Annotated in this window: 20 protein-coding genes and 2 tRNA genes; 1 reads left to right on the forward strand and 21 read right to left on the reverse strand. The window is 46.7% G+C overall.

The genetic code is table 11. From position 1 onward, the window contains the following. Positions 1–37: 37 nt before the first annotated feature. From nlpI to rlmE, 16 genes are all read right to left on the reverse strand, one after another. Entirely contained in the window at positions 38–955 is a 918-nt protein-coding gene (nlpI, locus tag P3C17_RS17445; protein WP_300930630.1) for a lipoprotein NlpI, read from the reverse strand. Continuing rightward, positions 936–3,068 carry a polyribonucleotide nucleotidyltransferase gene (pnp, locus tag P3C17_RS17450; RefSeq protein ID WP_264343238.1) on the reverse strand — a complete coding sequence of 711 codons (2,133 nt, stop codon included), beginning with the start codon at positions 3,066–3,068 and terminating at the stop codon, positions 936–938. The genes nlpI and pnp overlap by 20 nt, the downstream gene beginning before the upstream one ends. A 246-nt stretch (positions 3,069–3,314) precedes the next feature. Further along, on the reverse strand, positions 3,315–3,584 hold the full coding sequence (rpsO, locus tag P3C17_RS17455; protein ID WP_008900377.1) for a 30S ribosomal protein S15: 270 nt from the start codon (positions 3,582–3,584) through the stop codon (positions 3,315–3,317). 100 nt (positions 3,585–3,684) lie between these two features. Beyond that, positions 3,685–4,626, reverse strand: a complete 942-nt coding sequence (gene truB, locus P3C17_RS17460) for a tRNA pseudouridine(55) synthase TruB (RefSeq protein WP_300930631.1) — start codon at positions 4,624–4,626, stop codon at positions 3,685–3,687. Then, positions 4,626–5,054 carry a 30S ribosome-binding factor RbfA gene (gene rbfA, locus P3C17_RS17465; protein WP_233079018.1) on the reverse strand — a complete coding sequence of 143 codons (429 nt, stop codon included), beginning with the start codon at positions 5,052–5,054 and terminating at the stop codon, positions 4,626–4,628. Before rbfA ends, truB begins: the two co-directional genes overlap by 1 nt. A gap of 91 nt (positions 5,055–5,145) precedes the next feature. Then, positions 5,146–7,827 carry a translation initiation factor IF-2 gene (gene infB / locus P3C17_RS17470; protein ID WP_300930632.1) on the reverse strand — a complete coding sequence of 894 codons (2,682 nt, stop codon included), beginning with the start codon at positions 7,825–7,827 and terminating at the stop codon, positions 5,146–5,148. Positions 7,828–7,853: 26 nt separating this feature from the next. Continuing rightward, positions 7,854–9,350 carry a transcription termination factor NusA gene (gene nusA / locus P3C17_RS17475; RefSeq protein WP_300930633.1) on the reverse strand — a complete coding sequence of 499 codons (1,497 nt, stop codon included), beginning with the start codon at positions 9,348–9,350 and terminating at the stop codon, positions 7,854–7,856. A gap of 28 nt (positions 9,351–9,378) precedes the next feature. Next, entirely contained in the window at positions 9,379–9,834 is a 456-nt protein-coding gene (gene rimP / locus P3C17_RS17480; RefSeq protein ID WP_233079015.1) for a ribosome maturation factor RimP, read from the reverse strand. Between the two features lie 354 nt (positions 9,835–10,188). Continuing rightward, a tRNA-Met gene (locus P3C17_RS17485) sits at positions 10,189–10,265 on the reverse strand. Positions 10,266–10,349: 84 nt separating this feature from the next. Continuing rightward, positions 10,350–10,434, reverse strand: a tRNA-Leu gene (locus tag P3C17_RS17490). A gap of 19 nt (positions 10,435–10,453) precedes the next feature. Next, a complete protein-coding gene (gene secG / locus P3C17_RS17495; RefSeq protein ID WP_300930634.1) occupies positions 10,454–10,792 on the reverse strand; it encodes a preprotein translocase subunit SecG in 339 nt (112 codons plus the stop codon). Further along, positions 10,792–11,538: a triose-phosphate isomerase gene (gene tpiA, locus P3C17_RS17500; protein ID WP_300930635.1), complete on the reverse strand. Its 747-nt coding sequence runs from the start codon at positions 11,536–11,538 to the stop codon at positions 10,792–10,794. Before tpiA ends, secG begins: the two co-directional genes overlap by 1 nt. Positions 11,539–11,621: 83 nt before the next feature. Next, complete coding sequence (gene glmM / locus P3C17_RS17505; RefSeq protein ID WP_300930636.1) at positions 11,622–12,956, reverse strand: phosphoglucosamine mutase; 1,335 nt, start codon at positions 12,954–12,956, stop codon at positions 11,622–11,624. Continuing rightward, the gene (gene folP / locus P3C17_RS17510) at positions 12,949–13,791 is read right to left on the reverse strand and encodes a dihydropteroate synthase (protein WP_300930637.1); all 843 of its coding nucleotides are present in this window, start codon (positions 13,789–13,791) and stop codon (positions 12,949–12,951) included. The genes glmM and folP overlap by 8 nt, the downstream gene beginning before the upstream one ends. A gap of 249 nt (positions 13,792–14,040) precedes the next feature. Beyond that, the gene (ftsH, locus tag P3C17_RS17515; protein WP_300930638.1) at positions 14,041–15,951 is read right to left on the reverse strand and encodes an ATP-dependent zinc metalloprotease FtsH; all 1,911 of its coding nucleotides are present in this window, start codon (positions 15,949–15,951) and stop codon (positions 14,041–14,043) included. Between the two features lie 81 nt (positions 15,952–16,032). After that, positions 16,033–16,662 (reverse strand): 23S rRNA (uridine(2552)-2'-O)-methyltransferase RlmE, encoded by a 630-nt coding sequence (gene rlmE / locus P3C17_RS17520; protein ID WP_300930639.1) that lies wholly within the window; start codon positions 16,660–16,662, stop codon positions 16,033–16,035. Between the two features lie 84 nt (positions 16,663–16,746). Here rlmE and yhbY point away from each other — a divergent pair, with 84 nt between their 5' ends. Next, positions 16,747–17,043: a ribosome assembly RNA-binding protein YhbY gene (gene yhbY / locus P3C17_RS17525; RefSeq protein ID WP_008900389.1), complete on the forward strand. Its 297-nt coding sequence runs from the start codon at positions 16,747–16,749 to the stop codon at positions 17,041–17,043. On the opposite strand, the gene P3C17_RS17530 is transcribed toward yhbY, so the two are convergent. The 5 genes from P3C17_RS17530 to dapB form a co-directional block, all read right to left on the reverse strand. Further along, positions 17,040–17,450 (reverse strand): hypothetical protein, encoded by a 411-nt coding sequence (locus P3C17_RS17530; RefSeq protein ID WP_300930640.1) that lies wholly within the window; start codon positions 17,448–17,450, stop codon positions 17,040–17,042. The genes yhbY and P3C17_RS17530 overlap by 4 nt on opposite strands. Positions 17,451–17,531: 81 nt before the next feature. Beyond that, positions 17,532–18,008 carry a transcription elongation factor GreA gene (gene greA / locus P3C17_RS17535; protein ID WP_233079008.1) on the reverse strand — a complete coding sequence of 159 codons (477 nt, stop codon included), beginning with the start codon at positions 18,006–18,008 and terminating at the stop codon, positions 17,532–17,534. Continuing rightward, on the reverse strand, positions 18,005–21,226 hold the full coding sequence (gene carB, locus P3C17_RS17540) for a carbamoyl-phosphate synthase large subunit (protein ID WP_300930641.1): 3,222 nt from the start codon (positions 21,224–21,226) through the stop codon (positions 18,005–18,007). The genes greA and carB overlap by 4 nt, the downstream gene beginning before the upstream one ends. 31 nt (positions 21,227–21,257) lie before the next feature. Further along, positions 21,258–22,388 carry a glutamine-hydrolyzing carbamoyl-phosphate synthase small subunit gene (gene carA / locus P3C17_RS17545; protein WP_300930642.1) on the reverse strand — a complete coding sequence of 377 codons (1,131 nt, stop codon included), beginning with the start codon at positions 22,386–22,388 and terminating at the stop codon, positions 21,258–21,260. Between the two features lie 196 nt (positions 22,389–22,584). Then, complete coding sequence (gene dapB, locus P3C17_RS17550) at positions 22,585–23,394, reverse strand: 4-hydroxy-tetrahydrodipicolinate reductase (protein WP_300930643.1); 810 nt, start codon at positions 23,392–23,394, stop codon at positions 22,585–22,587. Positions 23,395–23,478: the final 84 nt, after the last annotated feature.

Genomic DNA, 23,478 nt, shown 5'->3' on the forward strand with positions numbered 1-23,478 from the left:
AGAAAACCGGCTTTTTTTATTGAATCGCTTCTGTCTGTTATTCAACAGGAATCGCACTGGCATCTAAACCACGCAATCTGTTCATTTCTATGCGGGCATAACGGTGTTCAACAAACTCATACACATTAGTCGCCAGTACTTTTTTATAGTAATTCAGCGCTTTGCTTGGGTTTTGTTGCTGATGCCATTTAGCCAGATAGAAATACACTTCGCATAAACGTTCAGCCAGTTGTTGTTGATCCGAATTCAGAGTAGCGGCAGCGTCCAGTAACTCTTGTTCTGAGATTTTACCCAGATAAAAAGCAACTATCTTGCTGGCCCAATGGTCTGGATCTAATTTAGTCTGATTTAAAGCTAAACGCGCCTGAGCTTCTGGCACGGATAAATTAGCGTCAGCAAAATACAACCACAATGAACGGTACGGATCTTCAGGTTTCGCCTTATGAAACTGTTCAAAGTCGCCTACAGCCAACGCAGTTTTACTGTCATACAGCAGCGCTATACCCCGATTTAAATAAGCATAATCGTAATCTGGTGCCAGTTCTAACGCAGCATCAAAAGACTCATAAGCTTCGGTGTAGTTGCCCACTAAGGTATGGTGAATACCAATAAAGTTATAGGCATCCGCCATATCAGGCTGTAAACGCAAGGCTCGCAGAAAATCAAAACGGGCTAATGAACGTAAACCAACACTGTCGTACATCACGCCGCGATCGTAAAATAACCTGGCACGTTGTTCGTCTGTGGTTTCGGCTTTATTCAGCAGCTCGGAAATTCGCGCTATGGCGATTTCAGTGCGATAAGAGACAGCAACTGGTTCTGGTTCCAGCGGATTTTCCACCAGTACAGCAACTTCAGTTGAAGGTTTCTGGGCGCAAGCGCCCAAAGCCAGCAGTGCTGCAAGCAGCACTGCACTTTTGGTCAGGTCAGGGACCTTACTGAGCTTCAACAGCATCGGCAGACTCAACAGCAGCAGGTTTGTCCTGAGCTTCTTTAATGCTTAAACGCACACGACCCTGCTTGTCTACTTCCATTACTTTTACAGCAACTTTCTGACCAATGACTAAGTGGTCAGCCACATTGCTCACACGCTCATCAGAGATTTGTGAAATGTGAACTAAACCGTCTTTGCCAGGCAGAACGTTAACGAAAGCACCGAAGTCAACAATACGTACTACTTCGCCCTGATACACTGCACCTACTTCGATTTCAGCTGTGATAGCTTCGATACGGTTGATCGCAATGTTGGCAGCTTGCGAGTTAGTCGCAGCAATTTTCACTGTACCGTCATCTTCGATTTCGATCGTAGTACCAGATTCTTCAGTGATCTGACGGATCACAGCACCACCTTTACCAATCACGTCACGGATTTTTTCCGGGTTGATTTTTAAAGTGTAGATACGTGGAGCATGTTCAGACAGCTCTTCACGGTGCGTGCTGATAGCCTGATCCATCACGTTCAGAATGTGAATACGGGCAGCTTTGGCTTGTTTCAGAGCGATCTGCATGATCTCGCGAGTGATACCTTCGATTTTTATATCCATCTGCAGTGCAGTGATACCTTCAGTAGTACCAGCCACTTTAAAGTCCATGTCACCTAAGTGATCTTCATCACCTAAAATGTCAGAAAGAACAACGAAGTCATTACCTTCTTTTACCAGACCCATAGCGATACCAGCGACAGAAGCTTTGATTGGTACACCAGCATCCATCAGAGCTAATGAAGAACCACAGACAGAAGCCATAGAGCTTGAACCGTTTGATTCAGTGATTTCAGACACCATACGTACTGTGTACGGGAAGTCATTGAAATCTGGCATTACAGCAGCTACACCACGTTTAGCTAAACGGCCATGACCGATTTCGCGACGTTTTGGTGAACCTACCATACCTGTCTCGCCCACTGAGTACGGAGGGAAGTTGTAGTGGAACAGGAAGTTGTCAGTTTTTTCGCTCAGTAAGTCATCTACTGTTTGCGCATCACGGGCAGTACCTAAAGTACAGGTTACTAACGCCTGAGTTTCGCCACGAGTGAACAAAGCTGAACCGTGGGTACGTGGTAACAAACCAGTCATTACACTTAAAGCACGGATCATTTCGTTGTCACGACCATCAATACGTGGTTCGCCTTTGATGATACGGCTACGGACGATTTGGCTTTCCAGGTTGTGGAAAATCTCGTTGGCTTCAGTTTCGTTAAAGCCTTCGCCTTCCGCTAATTCAGCTTTGATTTTAGCGAAGACTTCAGCTTTGATTGCACCAATGGCTTCGTAACGTTTTGCTTTTTCAGTGATACGGTAAGCTTCGCCTACCGGAGCTGTTGCCAGTTCAGCAATTTTGCTGGTCACTGTAGCGTTTTTCACCGGTGCAACCCAGTTCCAGACTGGTTTAGCTGCTTCAGCCGCAAATTCATTGATAGCGTTGATCACAGTTTGCATCTGGTCGTGACCAAATACCACTGCGCCTAACATCACTTCTTCTGACAATACGCCAGCTTCAGATTCAACCATCAATACAGCGTTTGCAGTACCTGCAACCACTAAATCCAGTTTGCTGTCTTTTAATTCAGTTTCTGACGGGTTTAACACGTACTGGCTGTTTACATAACCAACACGGGCCGCGCCTAATGGACCACTGAACGGGATACCAGAGATAGCCAGTGCAGCAGAAGTCGCGATGATAGAGATAATGTCCGGCTGAATTTCAGGTTGTACTGAAACTACAGTGGCAATAACCTGAACTTCGTTCGTGAAGCCTTCAGGGAATAATGGACGGATTGGACGGTCGATTAAACGAGAAGTTAACGTCTCGCCTTCTGACGGACGGCCTTCACGCTTGAAGAAACCACCAGGGATGCGGCCTGCCGCATAAGTTTTTTCCTGATAGTTCACGGTCAGAGGGAAAAAATCCTGACCTGGTTTTGGTTGTTTTTTAGCGACCACTGTGACTAACACAGAGGTATCACCCATGCTTGCAAGTACGGCCGCGTCAGCTTGACGGGCGATAACGCCGGTTTCCAGAGTGATAGTGTGTTGGCCAAACTGGAATGATTTTACGATGGGGTTCACTGATTATTTCCTTTCTATTTTTCGCGTTTTTTCGCGGAGTCTTTTGGTCTGTTTTTCGCGGCACAGTATAGCCTGTTACAAGGCTGAAAAGATAGCTGGCACCAGAGTCGCAGGGTATAAAATTTAAGCATGTCCGGGCGGTAAGAACATCATGAAGGCATTAAGTTGCATTGGTATGATTTTTTTCTACATTTTAAAAAGCAAAAAGCCAGTCTAGGACTGGCTTTTTCAGGCATAAGCTGCGAATTAACGACGCAGACCTAAACGCTCGATCAGAGTAGCGTAACGCTGACCGTCTTTGCCTTTTAAGTAATCTAATAACTTACGACGTTGGCTAACCATACGTAACAGGCCACGACGTGAGTGGTGGTCGTGCTTGTGGTCAGCAAAGTGTGGTTGTAACTTAGCGATAGTTGCAGTTAATAATGCAACTTGTACTTCTGGTGAACCAGTATCGCCTTGTTTAACAGCGAAATCTGCTAAGATTTGCGCTTTTTCAGCTGTAGTTAGTGACATAGAGCCTCCAATAGAGAGATATGTTGTGCCGGCCACTAATCCAGCAACAACGAAAATGAGCGCGCATTCTATGCGCTTTCTTAAAGTCTTACAAGCAAAATTATATCGCTGGAGTTTGCCAAGCGCTGGTGTTCAGTAAACGTCGTACTGACAGCACACCGGTCTCTAACGAAGCCACACCAATAAACTGCTGGGCAGGACCATACAACTTAATAGCGCCAGCAGATTCCGTGCCTAAATCGGCCAGTTCGGATTCAGTTAACAACACAGTTTGACCATGCACTAAACGTTTTTGCTGCGCTTCCGTAAGCTTTAATTCTGGCAAGCCGGTTAAGGCTAAATCCATTGGCAGCAATAAAGCGTCTAAGCCAGCCCAGTCCTGCTTTTCATTAAAAGGCACCAACTGTTCCTGCGTCAGCATTTGTGCAGCATCAAAAGGCCCGACATGAATACGGCGCAAGGCGCTGACATAAGCACCTGAACCTAAAGCCTCACCTAAATCGTCGATTAAAGTGCGGATATAAGTACCTTTGCTGCAATGCACCAGAAAGCTGGCGTATTCGCCGTCAAACTGCTGCAACTCAAAACGGAAAATGGTGATAGGCCGGGCTTCACGTGGTACTTCAATACCCTGGCGGGCATATTTGTACAGCGGCTGCCCCTGATACTTTAAAGCCGAAAACATAGTCGGAATTTGCATCTGCGGGCCACGGAACTGCTGCATCATTTGCTCAAGCAGGGCTTGATCAAAGGTCACTGGCTTACGGCTGATGATTTCACCTGCAGCGTCGCTGGTGTCAGTACGCAAACCAAAATGCGCTGTCACCAGATAAGTTTTGTCTGTATCTAATAAGAACTGACAAAACTTAGTGGCTTCACCAAAGCATATCGGCAGTAAACCACTGGCCAGTGGATCTAAAGCACCGGTGTGGCCAGCCTTTTCCGCCTGATACAACCAACGCACCCGCTGCAAAATACCATTGCTGGAAATTTCTAACGGCTTATCAAGTAACAGAATGCCGTGGACAGCACGACGCGCCATTACTCGTCCTCGTCCTGGTCGACCTTAGGTTTACGATCCGGTTCCTGACCAGCATCAATACGACGCTTTTCATCTTCACGGCGCACCTGTTCAACCAGGTTGGCCATATGAATACCCTGATCCAAAGACTGGTCAAAGTAAAAACGTATAGTTGGAACAATACGGGCCTGAATACGTTTGGCGATCAGACTGCGGACATAACCACAGGCGTCGTTTAATATATCCAGGTTTGCTTTTACCTTGTCAGCTTCTAAGCCTAAAAAAGTAACAAAAATTTTGGCGTGTGATAAATCACGCGACACGTCCACATCAGACACTGTAATCATGTTGTGTAAACGTGGGTCTTTGATTTCACGTTGTAAAATCACTGCGATTTCCTGCTGCATTTGCTGCGACAGACGGTCTACCCGGGTAAATTCTTTAGCCATAACTCTTTCCAACACATTTGAGCAGAAAGAAACAGGGGCCTGTGTAGCCCCTGCTGATCTCTGTATCTATATTTCTACCAGCACAAAGTGTTTATAAAGTACGTTCAACCTGAACGACTTCAAACACTTCAATCTGGTCACCTTCACGCACGTCGTTGTAGTTCTTCACGCCGATACCACACTCGAAGCCATTGCGTACTTCGGATACGTCGTCTTTCACACGACGCAAGGACTCCAGTTCACCTTCGTAAATAACTACGTTGTCACGCAGTACACGAATTGGTGCGTTACGTTTAATAACACCTTCGGTCACCATACAACCAGCGATAGCACCAAACTTCGGCGAGCGGAACACGGCACGAACCTGAGCCAGACCAATGATCTGCTGTTTAAACTCAGGCGCTAACATACCAGTCATCGCTGCACGTACTTCGTCTAACAGTTCATAAATGATGCTGTAGTAACGTAAGTCCAGGTTCTCGTCTTCGATGATCTTACGGGCTGTACCTTCGGCACGCACGTTGAAACCGATAACGATAGCTGAAGAAGCTGCGGCTAAAGTAGCGTCAGTTTCAGTAATACCACCCACACCACTACCGATGATTTTGATTTTCACTTCATCAGTCGACAGTCGGCTCAGTGATTCACTGATTGCTTCCACAGAACCTTGTACGTCTGCTTTCAGAACTATGTTCAGTTCTGACACATCGCCTTCAGACAGGTTCGCAAACATGTTCTCCAGCTTAGATTTCTGCTGACGAGCCAGTTTGACGTCACGGAATTTACCTTGACGGTACAAAGCAACTTCACGGGCTTTACGCTCGTCTTTCACTACAGTCACTTCATCACCAGCCTGAGGCACACCGGACAGACCTAAGATCTCAACCGGAATGGATGGGCCAGCAACTTTGATTTCTTTACCGTTTTCATCGCGCATTGCACGAACACGGCCGTATTCGAAACCACAAAGTACAATTTCGCCTTGTTGCAGTGTACCTTCCTGGACCAGGATGGAAGCAACAGGACCACGACCTTTATCCAGACGTGATTCAATCACCACACCACGGGCCAGACCTTTTCTTACTGCTTTTAATTCAAGCAGTTCAGCCTGGTTCAGGATGGCTTCCAGCAGGTCATCGATACCCATACCGGTTTTCGCAGAGATAGGCACGAACTGAGTATCACCGCCCCACTCTTCAGAAATAACGCCAAACTGAGATAATTCGTTACGAACACGATCCGGATCTGCATCCGGTTTATCCATCTTGTTGACAGCAACAACCAGAGGCACACCAGCAGCTTTTGCGTGCTGAATAGCTTCTTTGGTTTGTGGCATTACGCCATCGTCTGCTGCAACCACCAGAATAACGATATCTGTCGCTTTAGCACCACGGGCACGCATTGAAGTAAAGGCTGCGTGACCTGGAGTATCAAGGAAAGTCACCATACCGCGTTCTGTTTCTACATGGTAAGCACCGATATGCTGAGTAATACCACCGGCTTCGCCAGCTGCTACTTTTGCTTTACGGATATAATCCAGTGTAGAGGTTTTACCGTGGTCAACGTGACCCATAACGGTAACAACCGGAGCACGAGGCTCTAACTCGCCTTCACCTTGACGGTCAGACATGACTGCTTCTTCCAGCTCGTTTTCTTTGGTCAGAGTGAACTTGTGGCCCATCTCTTCACAAACGATAGCTGCAGTTTCCTGATCAATCACCTGGTTAATGGTTGCCATAGCACCCATTTTCATCATGACCTTGATCACTTCAGAAGCTTTAACGGCCATCTTAGAAGCTAATTCAGCCACTGTGATGGTTTCGCCAATTTTCACTTCACGTTCTACCGGCTGAGCTGGTTTGTTAAAACCATGCTGCATGCTGACAGGCGTTTTCTTTTTCTTGTGACGATTAGCACGGTTAAACGCGTCTTTATCATCAGCATCATCTTTTTTCTTGGCTTTGCCAGCAGGGGCTTTTTTCGTTGTACGACGGCCACCACGTTCTTCACGGGCATCCACTTCGTCTTCAGCAGCTTTAGCGTAGACGTTGCTGGTTAAGTGATAATCAGCGTCTTCTGCTGCTGGTTTAGTCTCTTCTTTAGCCCAACGTTCAGCATTTTCTTCAGCTAAACGACGCGCAGCTTCAGCTTGTTGTAAAGCTTCTGCTTCCAGCTTACGTAACTGCTCAGCTTCCTGTTGTGCTTTGATGCGCTCAGCTTCAGCCTTAGCTTCTTCTTTCGCTGCACGACGAGCCGCTTCTTCCGGATCGTCTTTCATTAACTGGGCATGTTTTGCTTCGTCACGTTTTTTCTGTTCAGCAGCTTTACGATCAGCTTCTTCTTTCGCTTTACGGTTGGCTTCTTCTTTTACTTTTTGCTCAGCAGCTAAACGCTCATGTTCACGTTTTGCAGCTTCTGCTGCTTGTTCTGCGGCAATACGTTCTTCTTCAGCCAGCTTCGCAGCTTCTTCGCCAGAAGGACGTTTAACAAAAGTCTTTTGCTTGCGCACTTCAACCTGAATTTCACGGTTGCGACCAGCGCCACCGGCCACACTCAGAGTGCTTTTTTCTTTACGAACTAACGTCAGTTTGGACGGTTCAGCGGACTGACCGCCGTGGGCACGGCTTAAGTGATCCAGAAGAGTTTTTTTCTCTTCTTCATTGACCATTTGGCCGACTTGTTTTGTTATGCCTGCATCCGCAAACTGTTGGATTATACGATCAACAGTCGTATTGACGTCACTGGCCAGTTTTTCTATGGTTACATCTGCCATGTCAGTTTTTACCTCCGTTGACCCACTTATTTGTCTTCACTGAACCAAACAATATTACGGGCAGCCATAATCAGCTCTGCCGCTTTTTCTTCAGTCATTTTTTCGATTTCAATCAAATCATCTACCCCAAGCTCTGCCAGATCATCAAGAGTGATGATGCCTTTGCTGGCCAACACATAAGCTGTGTGGGTACCAACACCTGGCAGATTAACTAATGCTTCACTAGGCGCTGAGCCTTCCAGTGATTCTTCGCTGGCCAGAGCACGTGTGGTTAACACGGCTTTAGCACGTTTACGTAACTCTTCTACTGTATCTTCGTCTAAACCATCAACTGACAACAGTTCGCTGACCGGCACATAGGCGATTTCTTCTAAGGTTGAGAAACCTTCGTCTACTAACACACCAGCAAAATCTTCGTCGATTTCCAGTGCAGTCATAAACAATTCCAACACCTTGGCATTTTCTTCCTGGTGTTTGCTTTTCATAGCAGAAACCGTCATCACGTTTAATTCCCAGCCAGTTAATTGGCTGGCTAAACGGACGTTCTGACCAGCGCGACCAATGGCCATGGCCAGGTTGCTGTCTTCTACTGCAATGTCCATAGAGTGCTTGTCTTCATCAACGATGATGGAAGCCACTTCTGCCGGAGACATAGCGTTAATTACAAACTGAGCCGGGTTGTCATCGTATAAAACGATATCAACACGTTCGCCCGTTAATTCGCTGGATACGGCTTGTACACGTGAACCACGCATACCGACACAAGCTCCCACAGGGTCAATACGACGATCGTTGGTTTTCACTGCAATTTTAGCGCGTGAACCCGGATCGCGTGCAGCACCACGGATTTCAATCATCTCTTCGCCGATTTCAGGCACTTCAATGCGGAACAATTCGATCAGCATTTCAGGACGGGTGCGGCTTAAAAACAGCTGAGCACCACGGGCTTCTGGTTTTACTTCAAACAACAAAGTACGGATGCGATCGCCTGGACGGAAGGTCTCACGCGGCAACATCTCTTCTTTAGCTAACATGGCTTCCGCATTGTTACCTAAGTCGACAATGATGCTGTCACGGTTTACTTTTTTCACCACGCCAGTGACTAACTCACCAACCTGGTCCACATAAGCTTCAACCACTTGTGAACGTTCTGCTTCACGTACTTTCTGTACTATGACCTGTTTCGCCATTTGGGTGGTGATACGGTCAAAGGTAATAGAGTCGATTTGCTCTTCAACATAATCGCCCACTTGTAAGTGAGGTTCGTCGTATTGAGCTGCAGACAAGGTGATTTCGCGGTACGGATGTTCTTGTACCTGATCGTCTGGAATAACCATCCAGCGACGGAAAGTTTCATAAGAACCGGTTTTACGATCAATAGTCACGCGGACTTCGATGTCGCCTTCGTTTTTCTTTTTAGTGGCGGCCGCTAACGCGTACTCTAACGCCTGGAAAATTTTCTCGCGCGGAACTGATTTTTCGTTCGAGACCGCGTCTACTACTAATAAAATTTCTTTAGCCATATTATTTTGCCTCGCTTCGACCCGTGTATCAGAACACAGGCACTACGTTCGCTTTATCTACGTTATCCATCAGCAAACGGTAGAGTTTGCCATCCACTTCCACTACTAACATATCGTCTTCGATTTGTGTCAGCAGGCCTTTAAATTTGCGGCGTCCATCTTGAGGAATAGCCAATTTTACATCAATGATCTGACCAACAACTTTGGCAAAATGCTCTGGAGTAAAAAGAGGGCGGTCTAAACCAGGAGAGGACACTTCAAGGAAATATTCATTCGGGATAGGGTCTTCAACATCAAGTAACGCACTCACTTCACGGCTTACAGTGGCGCAGTGGTCCACAGTAATACCATCCTGATGGTCAATATAAACCCGCAGAATAGAGTGACGTCCAGCACGAACGAACTCTATGCCGACCAGCTCAAAGCCTGCGGCTTCTACTGTTGGCGTTAACAGCTCAGTTAACTGCTGTTCTTGTTTAGTCAAAGAGACCTCCAGAAATAAAAAAAGGGCATAGAGCCCAGAATAGTAGTACAACCTTGTCGCCAGATATAAAAACGCCCCGAAATCTCGGGGCGACTTTAGAGCTGACTGGACTTTGATATCGCCAATCAAAATCCTGAATTCTGTAGGCATCACAGTGAACTGTTTAACCTGGGCATAGCTTCGGTTTAACCAAAGCATCTTACGGTTACAATTTTGCTGTTTAATGAAACTTGCGAAGTTTTATTTATCAGCAAAATTTGCTTGCGGGAGCCGGATTTGAACCGACGCCCTTCGCCCGGGTTTATAAAGAGGAGCCCGTGGGCTTTTTCTTTATATTTACTTCACCGTACGAATTGGTTGCGGGAGCCGGATTTGAACCGACGACCTTCGGGTTATGAGCCCGACGAGCTACCAGGCTGCTCCATCCCGCGTCCGTAAGCGACGCACATTATATAGTCCTGGTCTGACTATCGCAAGCTTAGTTTCTTATACTTTGCTTGCCGTGCTTTGTATATTGGTGCCGAGAGCGGGACTTGAACCCGCACGCCCGAAGGCACTACCACCTCAAGGTAGCGTGTATACCAATTTCACCATCTCGGCTAAAAAATCAGAGGTGCGATCAGTTTCCTACGGGAATATCTGATGCTGGCTTTTTCTCTTCTACTGCGTCAGCTGCTTTAGTTTCGACTGGTATAGATAAATCCTGCCATTCGTCTACAGCTTTCACACGGTCTGTACTCAGGTTGCCCAGTAACAAACTCAAAGCGAAAAATAAAGTTGCCAGTACTGTCGTAGTACGAGTTAAGAAGTTACCTGTACCTGATGAGCCAAAAATAGTGGCTGAACCGCCAGCACCAAAAGAAGCGCCCATGTCAGCACCTTTGCCGTGCTGGATTAATACCAGCACAATCAGAGCTAATGCGACTAACAGATACAATACAATAAACAATTCGTACATTATGAATCCTTTGCCATTGTGCAAATCGCAGAAAAATCTGCCACTTTCAAACTGGCGCCACCAATAAGGGCACCGTCTATGTCCGCCTCTGCAAACAGGGCTTCACAATTGGCAGCAGTGACACTGCCACCATAAATAATTCTTAATACATCCGCTGCTTGAGCATCATATTGCGCCAAATGTTGGCGTATAAACTGATGCACTTGCTGAGCTTGCTGAGGTGTTGCTGTCCGACCTGTGCCTATGGCCCAAACCGGCTCGTAACTTACCACAGAATGTGCCAGTAAATAAGGCTGCGCAGCATACACCGCATCTAATTGCCGTGCAAGAACCTCTAAAGTTTTTTCTTCTTCTCTTTGCTGTAGAGTTTCGCCGACACAAAGTATCGGAGTTAAACCCGCATCTATCGCCACTTTTACTTTCTGGCTGATCAGAGGATCCAATTCACCGTAGATAGCACGGCGTTCAGAATGACCAATAATGACATGGGAAGCGCCAGCTGCCAGTAGCATATCTGCTGAAATTTCACCGGTAAAGGCCCCACTCTGCTGTTCGCTCATATTCTGAGCACCCAACTTATAGTTCTGATGTTTTGGAAAGTGAGTTAGAAGAATTACCGGTGGGCAGATCAAAATGTCAGGTAAGGGCTGTTTTAGTACAGACAAGGCTTCTGACATCTGTTGAACCAGATCTGAGTTACCATTCATTTTCCAGTTAGCGACTACTAACGGCTTACGTTGTCTCATGTTATTGCCTCTGTATTAAAACGGGCGAGATACTAACTAACCTCACCCGTTCAAACAAGACTTGATAGCTAAATTAGCAATTTTTAGCTGGCGATCTTGACGGCATCGGCTATTTTTTGTGCGTATTGTTGTACTTCGTCTTGTATCCTTCCTTCCACCATTACACGAATTAATGGCTCAGTCCCGGATTTTCGGATCAAAACACGGCCCTGACCGTTTAAATCCTGCTCAACTTGCTGTATCACTTTCTTGACGTGCAAGTTTTCTAAAGGTGCTGTGCCTTTCTCAAACTTCACGTTCACCAGCACTTGTGGCATCTTGGTCATGCCCTGCGCCAAATCTGCCAGAGATAACTTTGCTTCCAGCATAGCTGTTAATACCTGAAGAGACGCGATAATACCGTCGCCTGTGCCAGCGTGGTCCAGATTCAGTACATGACCAGAATTTTCACCGCCAATACGCCAGTTTTTCTGCGCCAGCATTTCAACCACATAACGGTCGCCAACGTTAGAGCGGGCAAAGGGGATATTTAGTTCGGCTAAAGCCAGTTCTAATCCCATATTGCTCATCAGCGTGCCCACGACTCCGCCTTGCAGCTTATTCAGCTTTTGCGCATTACGGGCAATGATATAAACAATTTCATCACCATCAATCACACGGCCTGTGTGATCAACCATCATTACCCGATCGCCATCACCGTCGTAGGCAATGCCTAAGTCTGCTCCGGTTTCAACCACTGTTTGTTGCAACAGATCGGTATGAGTGGCTCCACAGTGGTCGTTAATATTTAAACCATTAGGACTAACACCTATAGCCTGAACATCAGCGCCTAACTCGCGGAATACGTTAGGAGCTATGTGATAAGTGGCGCCATGGGCGCAATCCAATACTATTTTTAAACCATTCAGGGATAAATGATTTGGGATATGGCTTTTACAGAATTCGATATAGCGACCAGCTGCGTCATCGATACGCATCGCCTTACCTAAACGCTCTGACGATTCACACACCATAGGCTGTTCCATCGCTTCTTCGATCGCTAGCTCGACATCGTCAGGTAACTTGGTGCCGTCGGCAGAGAAAAACTTAATGCCGTTATCATAATAAGGATTGTGCGATGCACTAATCACAATGCCTGCTTCAGCCCGAAAAGTTCGGGTCAGATAAGACACGGCAGGGGTTGGCATAGGGCCTAACAAACGCACATCTACACCAGCAGCGACCAATCCAGCTTCTAGTGCAGTTTCTAATAAATATCCTGAAATTCGGGTGTCTTTACCAATCAATACTTTTTTGGTACCACGCTGGGATAGCACCCGACCAGCGGCCCAACCTAACTTCATGGCAAATTCAGGCGTGATAGGGAACTCGCCTACTTTGCCACGCACACCATCAGTGCCGAAATACTTTCTAGACATGCTCTACTCCAAATAAGGTGGCTGAAGCAACAGCCACGGCCTGCACAGTTTCTTTAACATCGTGCACACGAATAATGCGGGCACCTTTGATGACAGCTATTGTGGCACAGGCCAAACTACCTGCCAAACGATCATCCAATTGGACGTTCAATAACTGACCAATCATCGACTTACGCGACATTCCAACTAACAGAGGGTAATTTAACGCCAGTAACTCTGAAAGCTGACTTAACAGCTGATAGTTGTGCTGCAAACTTTTGCCAAAACCAAAACCCGGGTCGAGAATAATCTGGCTTTTGGGGATCCCCGCAGCGATACATACTTCTGCCCTTTGTTTTAAAAAGTCACACACCTCTTTGACCACGTCCTGATACAGAGGGGAATGCTGCATAGTTCTGGGTTGCCCCTGCATATGCATCAAACACACAGGTACTTTGGCAGCAGCAGCCACGTCAACCGCACCTGGGTCTAACAAAGCTTTAATATCGTTAATGATATCAGCACCAGCAGCCACAGCTTCTTTCATGACTTGTGCTTTGCAGGTATCGATAGAAATCACACAATCCAGTTCAGAGCGGATGGCTTCAATCACAGGCAAAACTCTGTCGAGTTCTTGTTGCAATGGCACTTCTTCTGCACCAGGGCGTGTCGACTCACCACCGATATCCAAAATAGCAGCACCAGCAGCAAGCATGGCACGAGCTTCTGCAATAGCTGCCGCTTTACCAATAAAGCGGCCACCATCCGAAAATGAGTCTGGTGTGATATTTAAAATCCCCATCACTTTTGGCCGGGATAAATCCAACTGACGCTGACGAGGTAACTGCAACAACATAAAAATACTCCTTCACCTTCTCCATCGTAGCAACAACGAATCCGGCCTCCACCAGAGGCGGAGGCGTGATGTCGGCGAAATGCCAAACTTTTGGCATTTAGAAAGACCGACATCACCCCACTGTTGCGACATACCGTACGCCCTGCACATCGTCGCAACAACGTTCCCGACAGTTGCGACATACCGTACATCCTGCACATAGCACAAACCCCGGGAATTCCCGGGGTTTGCTTGATCAGAACTAAAGTTTTACAGAGGGTTTTCTGTGGATGGCTCTGACGGACTAACAGCATCAACAGGTTTGGTTTCATCGCTGTTGGAGTCTTTATTTTTGTCCTTTGGTTCCCAGTTTTCTGGCTGACGCACTGTGCGACGATTCATCAGGTCGTCAATTTGTCTGGAATCAATAGTTTCATACAACATCAGCGCTTCTTTCATCGCATGCAAAATATCCATGTTTTCTTCAATCAGAGTTTTTGCTCTGTTGTAGTTACGATCGATAATAGCTTTGATCTCAGAATCAATGATACTGGCTGTTTCATCAGACATATTCTTCGCTTTGCCCATACTGCGGCCCAGGAATACTTCACCTTCTTCTTCAGCATACAACAGCGGACCTAATTTGTCCGAGAAGCCCCACTGAGTCACCATGTTACGCGCAATAGAAGTCGCGTATTTAATGTCCTGAGAAGCACCTGTGGATACTGAATCAGTGCCGTAGATTAACTCTTCAGCCAAACGACCACCGTAGGCCACTGAAATTTTACTTTCCAGTTTGCGACGGCTGATGCTGATGGCATCGGCTTCTGGTAAGAAGAAGGTTACACCTAAAGCACGGCCACGAGGAATGATCGTCACTTTGTGCACAGGGTCATGCTCTGGCACCAGACAACCTACAATAGCGTGCCCTGCTTCGTGATAAGCCGTCATTTCTTTTTCTGCTTCCGACATCACCATAGAGCGGCGCTCTGCACCCATCATGATTTTATCTTTGGCTTTTTCAAACTCTTCCATGCCAACCACACGGTTGTTACCGCGGGCAGCAAACAATGCAGCTTCATTCACCAGGTTGGCTAAATCGGCACCAGAGAATCCCGGAGTACCACGAGCAATTACGCTAGCTTTGACATCGTCACCTAACGGAACTTTGCGCATATGCACTTTAAGAATCTGTTCACGACCACGTACGTCAGGCAAACCTACCACCACCTGACGGTCAAAACGACCTGGTCTTAATAAAGCAGCATCTAATACGTCTGGTCTGTTGGTTGCGGCAATAATGATGATCCCTTCGTTACCATCAAAACCATCCATTTCCACCAGCATCTGGTTTAAAGTTTGTTCACGTTCATCATGACCACCACCTAAACCTGCACCACGCTGACGGCCAACGGCGTCAATTTCATCGATGAAGATAATGCAAGGAGCGGCCTTTTTAGCTTGCTCGAACATATCACGCACACGGCTGGCACCCACACCAACAAACATTTCAACAAAGTCAGAACCTGAAATCGCGAAGAATGGTACTTTAGCTTCACCGGCAATCGCCTTGGCTAACAGGGTTTTACCTGTACCTGGTGGGCCGACCATCAAAATACCTTTTGGAATTTTACCGCCAAGCTTCTGGAAACGTGATGGGTCTTTTAAATAATCCACCAGCTCCGTCACTTCTTCTTTCGCTTCGTCACAACCAGCAACATCAGCAAAAGTAGTTTTGATTTGATCTTCACCCATTAAACGGGCACGGCTCTTACCAAAGGACATAGCGCCCTTGCCACCGCCGCCTTGCATCTGGCGCATAAAGAAAATCCAGACACCTATTAATAGCAGCATAGGGAACCAGGAAATAAAAATCTGTCCAAGCATGCTTGGGCTTTCCGGTGCAGTGCCAGAAAAGGTGATGTCATTTTTGTACATGTCATCAATCAGTTTCGGATCATAGCCAGTTGGGATCACAGTCTCGAAACGCTCGCCTGAACGTTTTATACCAGTGATAACGCCTTTCTGTTCCTTCACCTCACGGATCTGGCCCTGACTGGCTTCTTTCAGAAACTGGGTATAACTCATTTGCTTATCTGCTTTGTCAGCAGGACCAAAACTATTAAATACCGACATCAATACAACGGCGATAACCAGCCATACGATGAGATTTTTTGCCATGTCACTCAAGGTGAGAACCTCTCAGTTACGAAAACAGTTACGAAAAAACGGTTACGATAAAATGAACCTACCGCTACTTTACTAGACTTTAAAGCCTGTCGCTACGATATATGTCTCACTGGATCGTGCCCGGGACGAATCTGGCTTACGAATTCGTACCGTGGTGAATACACTGCGAACCTGCTGTACAAAGGGTTCAAAGCCTTCACCATGAAATACTTTGACCACAAAACTGCCATTTTTCTTCAATACGTTGTTACACATTTCCAGGGCCAGTTCGACCAGATACATACTTCTGGACTGATCCACTGTGCTGTTACCACTCATATTGGGGGCCATATCGGACAATACAACATCCACATTGCGGCCACCAATACGCTCTAACAACGCATTTAGCACGGCGTCTTCACGAAAATCCCCTTGTAAAAAGGCAACGCCAGCTAAAGGGTCCATTGGCAGAATATCACAAGCCACTACGCAACCTGCCTGCCCTACCAATTCAGCGGCACGGGCCGACCAACTGCCTGGTGCTGAACCAAGATCTACGATCGTCATGCCGGTTTTGATCAGTTTATCTTTGTCCTGAATTTCATCCAGCTTGAAAGCAGCACGGGATCTTAGCCCTAATTTTTGCGCTTTTTGCACAAAAGGGTCGCTTACGTGTTCCTGTAACCAGCGAGACGAGCTGGCGGAACGTTTTTTCTTTGTCATCTGAGTACTCTTAAATAGTCTTCATAGCAAGATGGCGGTACAATAGTGTAATTTCAAGCTTTCCAACACGGAAAATCTACACATATGAACCTTAGTAATAAACAAAAACAGTTTTTAAAAGCCAAAGCACACGAGTTAAAGCCAACCATTCTGCTGGGTGGCAACGGATTAACTGAAGGTGTAATGGCCGAAATTGATTTGGCATTAGAGCACCATGAACTGATCAAAGTGAAAGTTCCAAGCATCGATCGCGAAGAAAAAGTCGCGATTATGGACGCTATAGTGCGCGAAGCCAAAGCACAAAAAGTGCAGGTGATTGGCCATATTCTGGTGATCTACCGCGCTGCCAAAGAGAAAAAGTTACATATTCCAAAGGGCTAATCAGCGCCTTTTAAGTAACCTGCGGCCTGCAAAAACATGCGGGCCGACTCTTCATTTTCTGCAATATGCCTGGTCAAATACGCTGGTTTCTCGACTTCAGTCGCTTTTAAATACTGCCAGGTGAGCATTTCATCGGCCGGTAGCAACAATTCCACATGATGCAGATTGTGCGCGAAAGCCCAAACCGAGTTCTGTTTTAGCAAATCTAACGACTGGGCCGGACTGGCTTGCCATTGCCTGATATCCAATACCACAGCCCAAGGTTTCGCTACTATTGGAGCAACCAAAGCGCGGAAATCCCTGATGTACTCTTCAGTACCCAGTAAGCTAGACACACCAAAAACCTGAACCCAAAGTACCTGGTCCATCAGTTGAAGCTGATAAGCTTTTGCCTGACCTCTTTGCATATCTGTATGCTCTGCTACCTGTGTTCTGAATGGTTTAGAGTAAAAAGGCGGCCTAAGCCGCCTTTTTAACACTGGTCCAGTTTACAAATACTGCACCTGGGTGATCTCAAACTCCACCATACCAGCTGGAGTATTGATGGTGACCACGTCTTCTTCTGTTTTACCAATTAAACCGCGGGCTATAGGTGAATTCACCGAAATCCTGAAGTTTTTAATATCCGCTTCATCATCACCGACAATACGGTAGGTGACTTCTTCTTCCGTATCAAGGTTCAGAATGGTTACAGTGGCACCAAAAATCACTTTACCGTTATTTGGCATTTTAGTGATATCGATGATCTGTGCATTGGACAACTTGGCCTCGATATCCTGAATGCGGCCTTCACAAAACCCCTGTTGTTCGCGGGCTGCATGGTATTCCGCATTCTCTTTTAAATCACCATGGGCACGCGCCTCAGCAATAGCTGTAACGATGGCCGGACGTTTCACGGTTTTCAGCTCTTGTAGTTCATCACGCAAGCGCTGAGCCCCTTGAACCGTCATAGGGATCTGACTCATCCGTATACTCTCTTATGTAGTTCCTGCACTGATGCAACTGTAGCAAAAGCATTGGCTGCGTTGGCTTTACAGGTTGCAAAAGCTGCATTTAAAGTTGTTGTGTAGTTGGCTTTATGTTGCAGCGCGCCACGTCGTAACACTTTAGAGTCTTCAATCGCCTGGCGACCTTCTGTAGTGTTGACAATATAGCTGTATTCACCGTTTTTGATCCGGTCCAGAATATGCGGGCGACCTTCAAATACTTTGCTGACAGTACGGCATTCAATGCCTGCTGCTTCTAAAGCTTTGGCAGTACCACCTGTTGCATCCAGCTCGAAACCCAGCTCAACCATAGTTCTGGCTAATTCAACAACGCGCACTTTATCGCTGTCACGTACTGAAAGTAAAGCACGACCACCTGTAGGGATCACTGTGCCTGCACCTAACTCTGCTTTGGCAAAAGCTTCAGCGAAGGTATCACCCACACCCATCACTTCGCCTGTTGAACGCATTTCAGGGCCGAGGATAGGATCCACACCCGGGAATTTGTTAAACGGGATCACCACTTCTTTCACTGAGAAATAAGGTGGAATGATTTCTTTAGTAATACCTTGCGATGCTAAAGACTGGCCAGCCATACAACGGGCGCCTACTTTAGCCACTGCCATACCTGTAGCTTTTGATACAAAAGGCACAGTACGGGCAGCACGAGGGTTCACTTCAATCAGATAAATTTCGTTATCTTTCACCGCAAACTGAGTGTTCATTAAGCCGACTACACCCAACTCCAGTGCCAGCTTTTTCACCTGCTCGCGCATTCTGTCCTGTACATCAACAGATAAGCTGTGTGGTGGCAAAGAACAGGCTGAGTCGCCTGAGTGCACACCGGCTTGTTCAATGTGTTCCATAATGCCGCCGATGATGACTTCTTTGCCGTCACAAATGGCGTCGATATCCACTTCGATGGCATCATCAAGGAAGCGGTCCAGCAGTACCGGAGAATCATTCGACACGCTGACTGCTTCGGTCATATAACGACGTAAGTCGATATCGTCATAGACGATTTCCATAGCGCGGCCACCTAATACATAAGACGGACGCACAACCATTGGATAACCAATGGCCGGAGCTTTAGCAATGGCTTCTTCCAGACTGGTGACAGTGGCGTTTTGTGGTTGTTTTAAACCTAAACGCTCTACCGCGTGCTGGAAACGTTCACGGTCTTCAGCACGGTCAATGGCATCTGGTGAAGTACCAATAATTGGCACTCCGTTCGCTTCTAAAGCACGGGCTAATTTTAATGGCGTCTGACCGCCGTACTGAACAATAACGCCTTTTGGCTGTTCTTTGATCACGATTTCCAGTACGTCTTCCAGGGTAATAGATTCGAAGTACAGACGATCGGAAGTGTCGTAGTCTGTCGATACGGTCTCAGGGTTACAGTTGACCATAATAGTCTCGTAACCGTCTTCACGTAAGGCCAGAGCAGCGTGTACACAGCAGTAGTCAAACTCAATACCCTGACCTATGCGGTTTGGACCACCACCAATAATCATGATCTTGTCACGATTGGTGGGTGCAGCTTCACATTCTTCATCGTAAGTGCTGTACATGTAGGCCGTGTCTGATGAAAATTCAGCAGCACAGGTATCGACACGTTTATACACCGGATGCAGACCAAAGCTGTGACGCTTTTTACGCACTTCGCTTTCAGCTACACCTAATAAGTCAGCCAGACGTTGGTCGGCAAAACCTTTACGTTTTAAGACCTTTAAGCGTTTTTCATCTAAACCGGCAAAACCAGCAGCTTTTACTGCAGTTTCTTCTTTTAATAAATCTTCAATCTGAACCAGGAACCAGTGATCGATTTTGGTCAGCGCATAGATTTCATCCATGCTCATGCCTAAACGGAAGGCATCGGCTATGTACCAAATACGGTGTGAACCAGGTTCACGCAGTTCACGAATGATTTTTTCTTTGGCTTCAGGAGCGTGTATATCGATAATCGGGTCTAAACCACAAACACCAATTTCCAGACCACGTAAAGCTTTTTGCAGCGACTCTTGCTGGTTACGGCCAATCGCCATCACTTCACCAACAGACTTCATCTGTGTGGTTAAGCGGTCATTAGCACCAGCAAATTTTTCGAAGTTAAAACGTGGCACTTTGGTCACAACGTAGTCGATGCTTGGTTCAAACGAAGCCGGTGTTTTACCGCCTGTGATATCGTTTGCCAATTCATCCAGCGTATAACCACAAGCCAGCTTAGCCGCCACTTTAGCAATAGGGAAACCTGTTGCTTTAGAGGCTAAAGCTGAAGAACGTGATACACGTGGGTTCATCTCGATGATGACCATACGGCCATCTTCAGGATTGATACCAAACTGGACGTTTGAACCACCGGTTTCCACACCAATTTCACGCAGTACAGCCAAAGAGGCGTTACGCATGATTTGATATTCTTTATCCGTTAAGGTCTGAGCAGGCGCTACGGTGATCGAGTCACCTGTATGTACACCCATAGGGTCGAAGTTTTCGATAGAACACACGATGATGCAGTTGTCGTTTTTATCACGAACCACTTCCATCTCGTATTCTTTCCAGCCGATCAGAGATTCATCAATCAGCAACTCTTTAGTTGGCGATAAATCCAGGCCACGGGTACAGATTTCTTCAAATTCTTCACGGTTGTAAGCAATACCACCACCAGAACCACCCATAGTGAACGACGGACGAATGATGCAAGGGAAACCAATAGTTTCCAGCACGCCGTACGCTTCTTCCATCGAATGGGCAAAACCAGCACGTGGGCAAGACAGGCCGATAGAGCGCATGGCTTTATCGAAACGGCCACGGTCTTCTGCTTTGTCGATTGCATCGGCAGTCGCGCCAATCATTTCGACATTGTATTTTGCCAGCACACCGTGACGCTCTAAATCCAGCGCACAGTTTAATGCGGTCTGACCGCCCATGGTCGGTAACACCGCACATGGACGTTCTTTTTCAATGATTTTCTCCACCACTTGCCAGTGGATAGGTTCGATGTAGGTCGCATCGGCCATTTCCGGGTCTGTCATGATAGTGGCAGGGTTAGAGTTCACCAGTATAACGCGGTAACCCTCTTCTTTTAATGCTTTACAGGCTTGAGCACCTGAATAATCGAACTCACAAGCCTGACCAATCACAATAGGACCGGCGCCGAGGATAAGAATACTTTTAAGATCGGTACGTTTTGGCATAGCTATTCTCTGTCTCTCTGATTCTTACCAATTAAGCCTGACGCTGTTGCATCAATTCGATAAAGTGGTCAAACAATTCACTGGCTTCGTGTGGACCAGGACTGGCTTCAGGGTGGCCCTGGAAGCTGAACGCTGGTTTGTCGGTGCGGTGAATGCCCTGCAAAGTACCATCAAACAGCGACTTGTGAGTCGCACGTAAATTGGCAGGCAAGGTAGCTTCTTCCACAGCAAAACCGTGGTTCTGTGCTGTGATTAACACCTTGTTTGTATCCAGATTTTTCACCGGATGGTTACCACCATGGTGACCCACTGTCATTTTGATCGTCTTGGCACCGCTGGCTAACGCCAATAACTGGTGACCTAAACAAATACCAAACACAGGAATATCAGTGGTCAGCAAAGTTTCGATGGCTTTAATAGCGTAATCACAAGGAGCCGGATCACCAGGACCGTTGGATAAGAAAATACCGTCAGGGTTCAGTGCAAGCACTTCTTCAGCAGGAGTTTGAGCCGGAACTACAGTTAAACGACAACCGCGATCGGCCAACATACGTAAAATATTACGTTTCACGCCAAAATCGTAGGCAACTACATGAAAGGCTGAATTATCTGGTTTGGCAAAGCCCTGACCTAAAGTCCAGCTGCCTTCTGTCCATTGATATGGCTCTTTCACTGAAACTTCTTTGGCTAAGTCCATACCGGACAAACCAGGGAAAGCACGTGCCAGTTCTAAAGCTTTGCTTTCATCTAAGTGATCACCTGCCATTAAGCAGCCGTTTTGTGCGCCTTTTTCACGCAAAATACGGGTCAGCTTACGGGTATCTATATCGGCGATGCCTAAAATATTACGGGAACTAAGATAGTGACTAAGAGAGGCTTGATTACGGAAATTGCTGGCTAACAAAGGAAGGTCACGGATAATCAGGCCCTTGGCCCAGATTTTATCGGATTCCTCATCTTCATCGTTCGTGCCGGTATTTCCAATATGAGGATATGTCAGAGTGACGATTTGTTCAGCATAGGAAGGATCCGTGAGGATTTCCTGATACCCGGTCATTGAGGTATTAAACACCACCTCTCCAACAGAAATACCTTCAGCGCCAATGGCTGTACCGCGAAATACGGTGCCGTCTTCCAGTACGAGCAGGGCGGACTTAGTCAAAATAACCTCCAAACAGCAGAAAACGGGGGAAAAACATTGTTGTTCACCACCCGTTTTGACCCAGAATTTTTGTATCCACGTTTGCTTAGGCAAACCTGACTATTCTAGGCGATTTGAGCTATTTGGTCTAACTCTTTTTTGATATTTTATAAAAATGACGCTTTGATCGCATTTTTATAACATATTGCTCAAAAAGTTAAGCTAAGTCGGCCAAACCCAGCACTTGTTGCATAGAATAAAGTCCTGGCTGTTTATTTTGCAACCAAAGCGCTGCACGCCATGCGCCCTGAGCAAAAGTACTGCGACTGGATGCCTTATGGGTAATCTCCAGCCGTTCACCGAGGTCAGCAAAGAGTGCGGTATGGTCACCAATAATGTCACCGCCCCGCACAGTCGCAAACCCAATAGTCTTTTGATCACGCTCGCCGGTCATGCCTTCACGGCCATAAACAGCCACATCAGCCAGGTTGCGATCCAAAGCTTTAGCGATTTGATGGCCAATAGCCATAGCCGTGCCAGAAGGAGCATCTTTTTTAAATCTGTGGTGGGCTTCGATAATTTCAATATCAGCCGTCTGCCCCATGACCTTAGCTGCAGTTTCTACCAGATGCAGTAGTAAGTTCACACCAACGCTCATATTGGGCGCCCAGACGATCGGAATATGTTCAGCGGCTTGTTGCACTGCTGCATATTGGCTATCTGTGAGACCCGTCACACCAATGACCAAGGCTTTTTTTGCCTGCACTGCTAATTCTAGATGCTCAAGCATAGCTTCTGGCATAGTGAAATCAATCCAGATGTCGGCCAAAGCAAAAGCAGCCAAAGAGGTTTCTGTAAAAGCCAGGTTTAGTTTGCCACAACCCGCCAGTTCACCTGAATCCATACCTATTAACGCAGAACCAGCACGCACAGTAGCAGCGCTGATCGGCAATTGATGCTCTTTAGCCACGCTAACTAAAGCTCTGCCCATACGGCCGTTGGCGCCTAAGATACCTACTGCACTCATCTGTTGTTCCTGGAATTGGCTACTGTAATACGGGCGCTATTAAACGGCAGTCCGGATGGATATGCAACCCCAAACTGCCAGTCT

Origin of the sequence: Rheinheimera sp. 1928-s (genome assembly GCF_029269265.1) — a bacterium.
Classification (GTDB): domain Bacteria; phylum Pseudomonadota; class Gammaproteobacteria; order Enterobacterales; family Alteromonadaceae; genus Pararheinheimera.

Coding starts and splice junctions, on each gene's coding strand:
- carB (WP_300930641.1), bottom strand. CDS start 21,226: ATGCCAAAACGTACCGATCTTAAAAGTATTCTTATCCTCGGCGCCGGT.
- dapB (WP_300930643.1), bottom strand. CDS start 23,394: ATGAGTGCAGTAGGTATCTTAGGCGCCAACGGCCGTATGGGCAGAGCT.
- rlmE (WP_300930639.1), bottom strand. CDS start 16,662: ATGACAAAGAAAAAACGTTCCGCCAGCTCGTCTCGCTGGTTACAGGAA.
- rpsO (WP_008900377.1), bottom strand. CDS start 3,584: ATGTCACTAACTACAGCTGAAAAAGCGCAAATCTTAGCAGATTTCGCT.
- secG (WP_300930634.1), bottom strand. CDS start 10,792: ATGTACGAATTGTTTATTGTATTGTATCTGTTAGTCGCATTAGCTCTG.
- folP (WP_300930637.1), bottom strand. CDS start 13,791: ATGTTGTTGCAGTTACCTCGTCAGCGTCAGTTGGATTTATCCCGGCCA.
- glmM (WP_300930636.1), bottom strand. CDS start 12,956: ATGTCTAGAAAGTATTTCGGCACTGATGGTGTGCGTGGCAAAGTAGGC.
- greA (WP_233079008.1), bottom strand. CDS start 18,008: ATGAGTCAGATCCCTATGACGGTTCAAGGGGCTCAGCGCTTGCGTGAT.
- truB (WP_300930631.1), bottom strand. CDS start 4,626: ATGGCGCGTCGTGCTGTCCACGGCATTCTGTTACTTGATAAGCCGTTA.
- tpiA (WP_300930635.1), bottom strand. CDS start 11,538: ATGAGACAACGTAAGCCGTTAGTAGTCGCTAACTGGAAAATGAATGGT.
- rbfA (WP_233079018.1), bottom strand. CDS start 5,054: ATGGCTAAAGAATTTACCCGGGTAGACCGTCTGTCGCAGCAAATGCAG.
- P3C17_RS17530 (WP_300930640.1), bottom strand. CDS start 17,450: ATGCAAAGAGGTCAGGCAAAAGCTTATCAGCTTCAACTGATGGACCAG.
- nusA (WP_300930633.1), bottom strand. CDS start 9,350: ATGGCTAAAGAAATTTTATTAGTAGTAGACGCGGTCTCGAACGAAAAA.
- nlpI (WP_300930630.1), bottom strand. CDS start 955: ATGCTGTTGAAGCTCAGTAAGGTCCCTGACCTGACCAAAAGTGCAGTG.
- ftsH (WP_300930638.1), bottom strand. CDS start 15,951: ATGGCAAAAAATCTCATCGTATGGCTGGTTATCGCCGTTGTATTGATG.
- yhbY (WP_008900389.1), top strand. CDS start 16,747: ATGAACCTTAGTAATAAACAAAAACAGTTTTTAAAAGCCAAAGCACAC.
- infB (WP_300930632.1), bottom strand. CDS start 7,827: ATGGCAGATGTAACCATAGAAAAACTGGCCAGTGACGTCAATACGACT.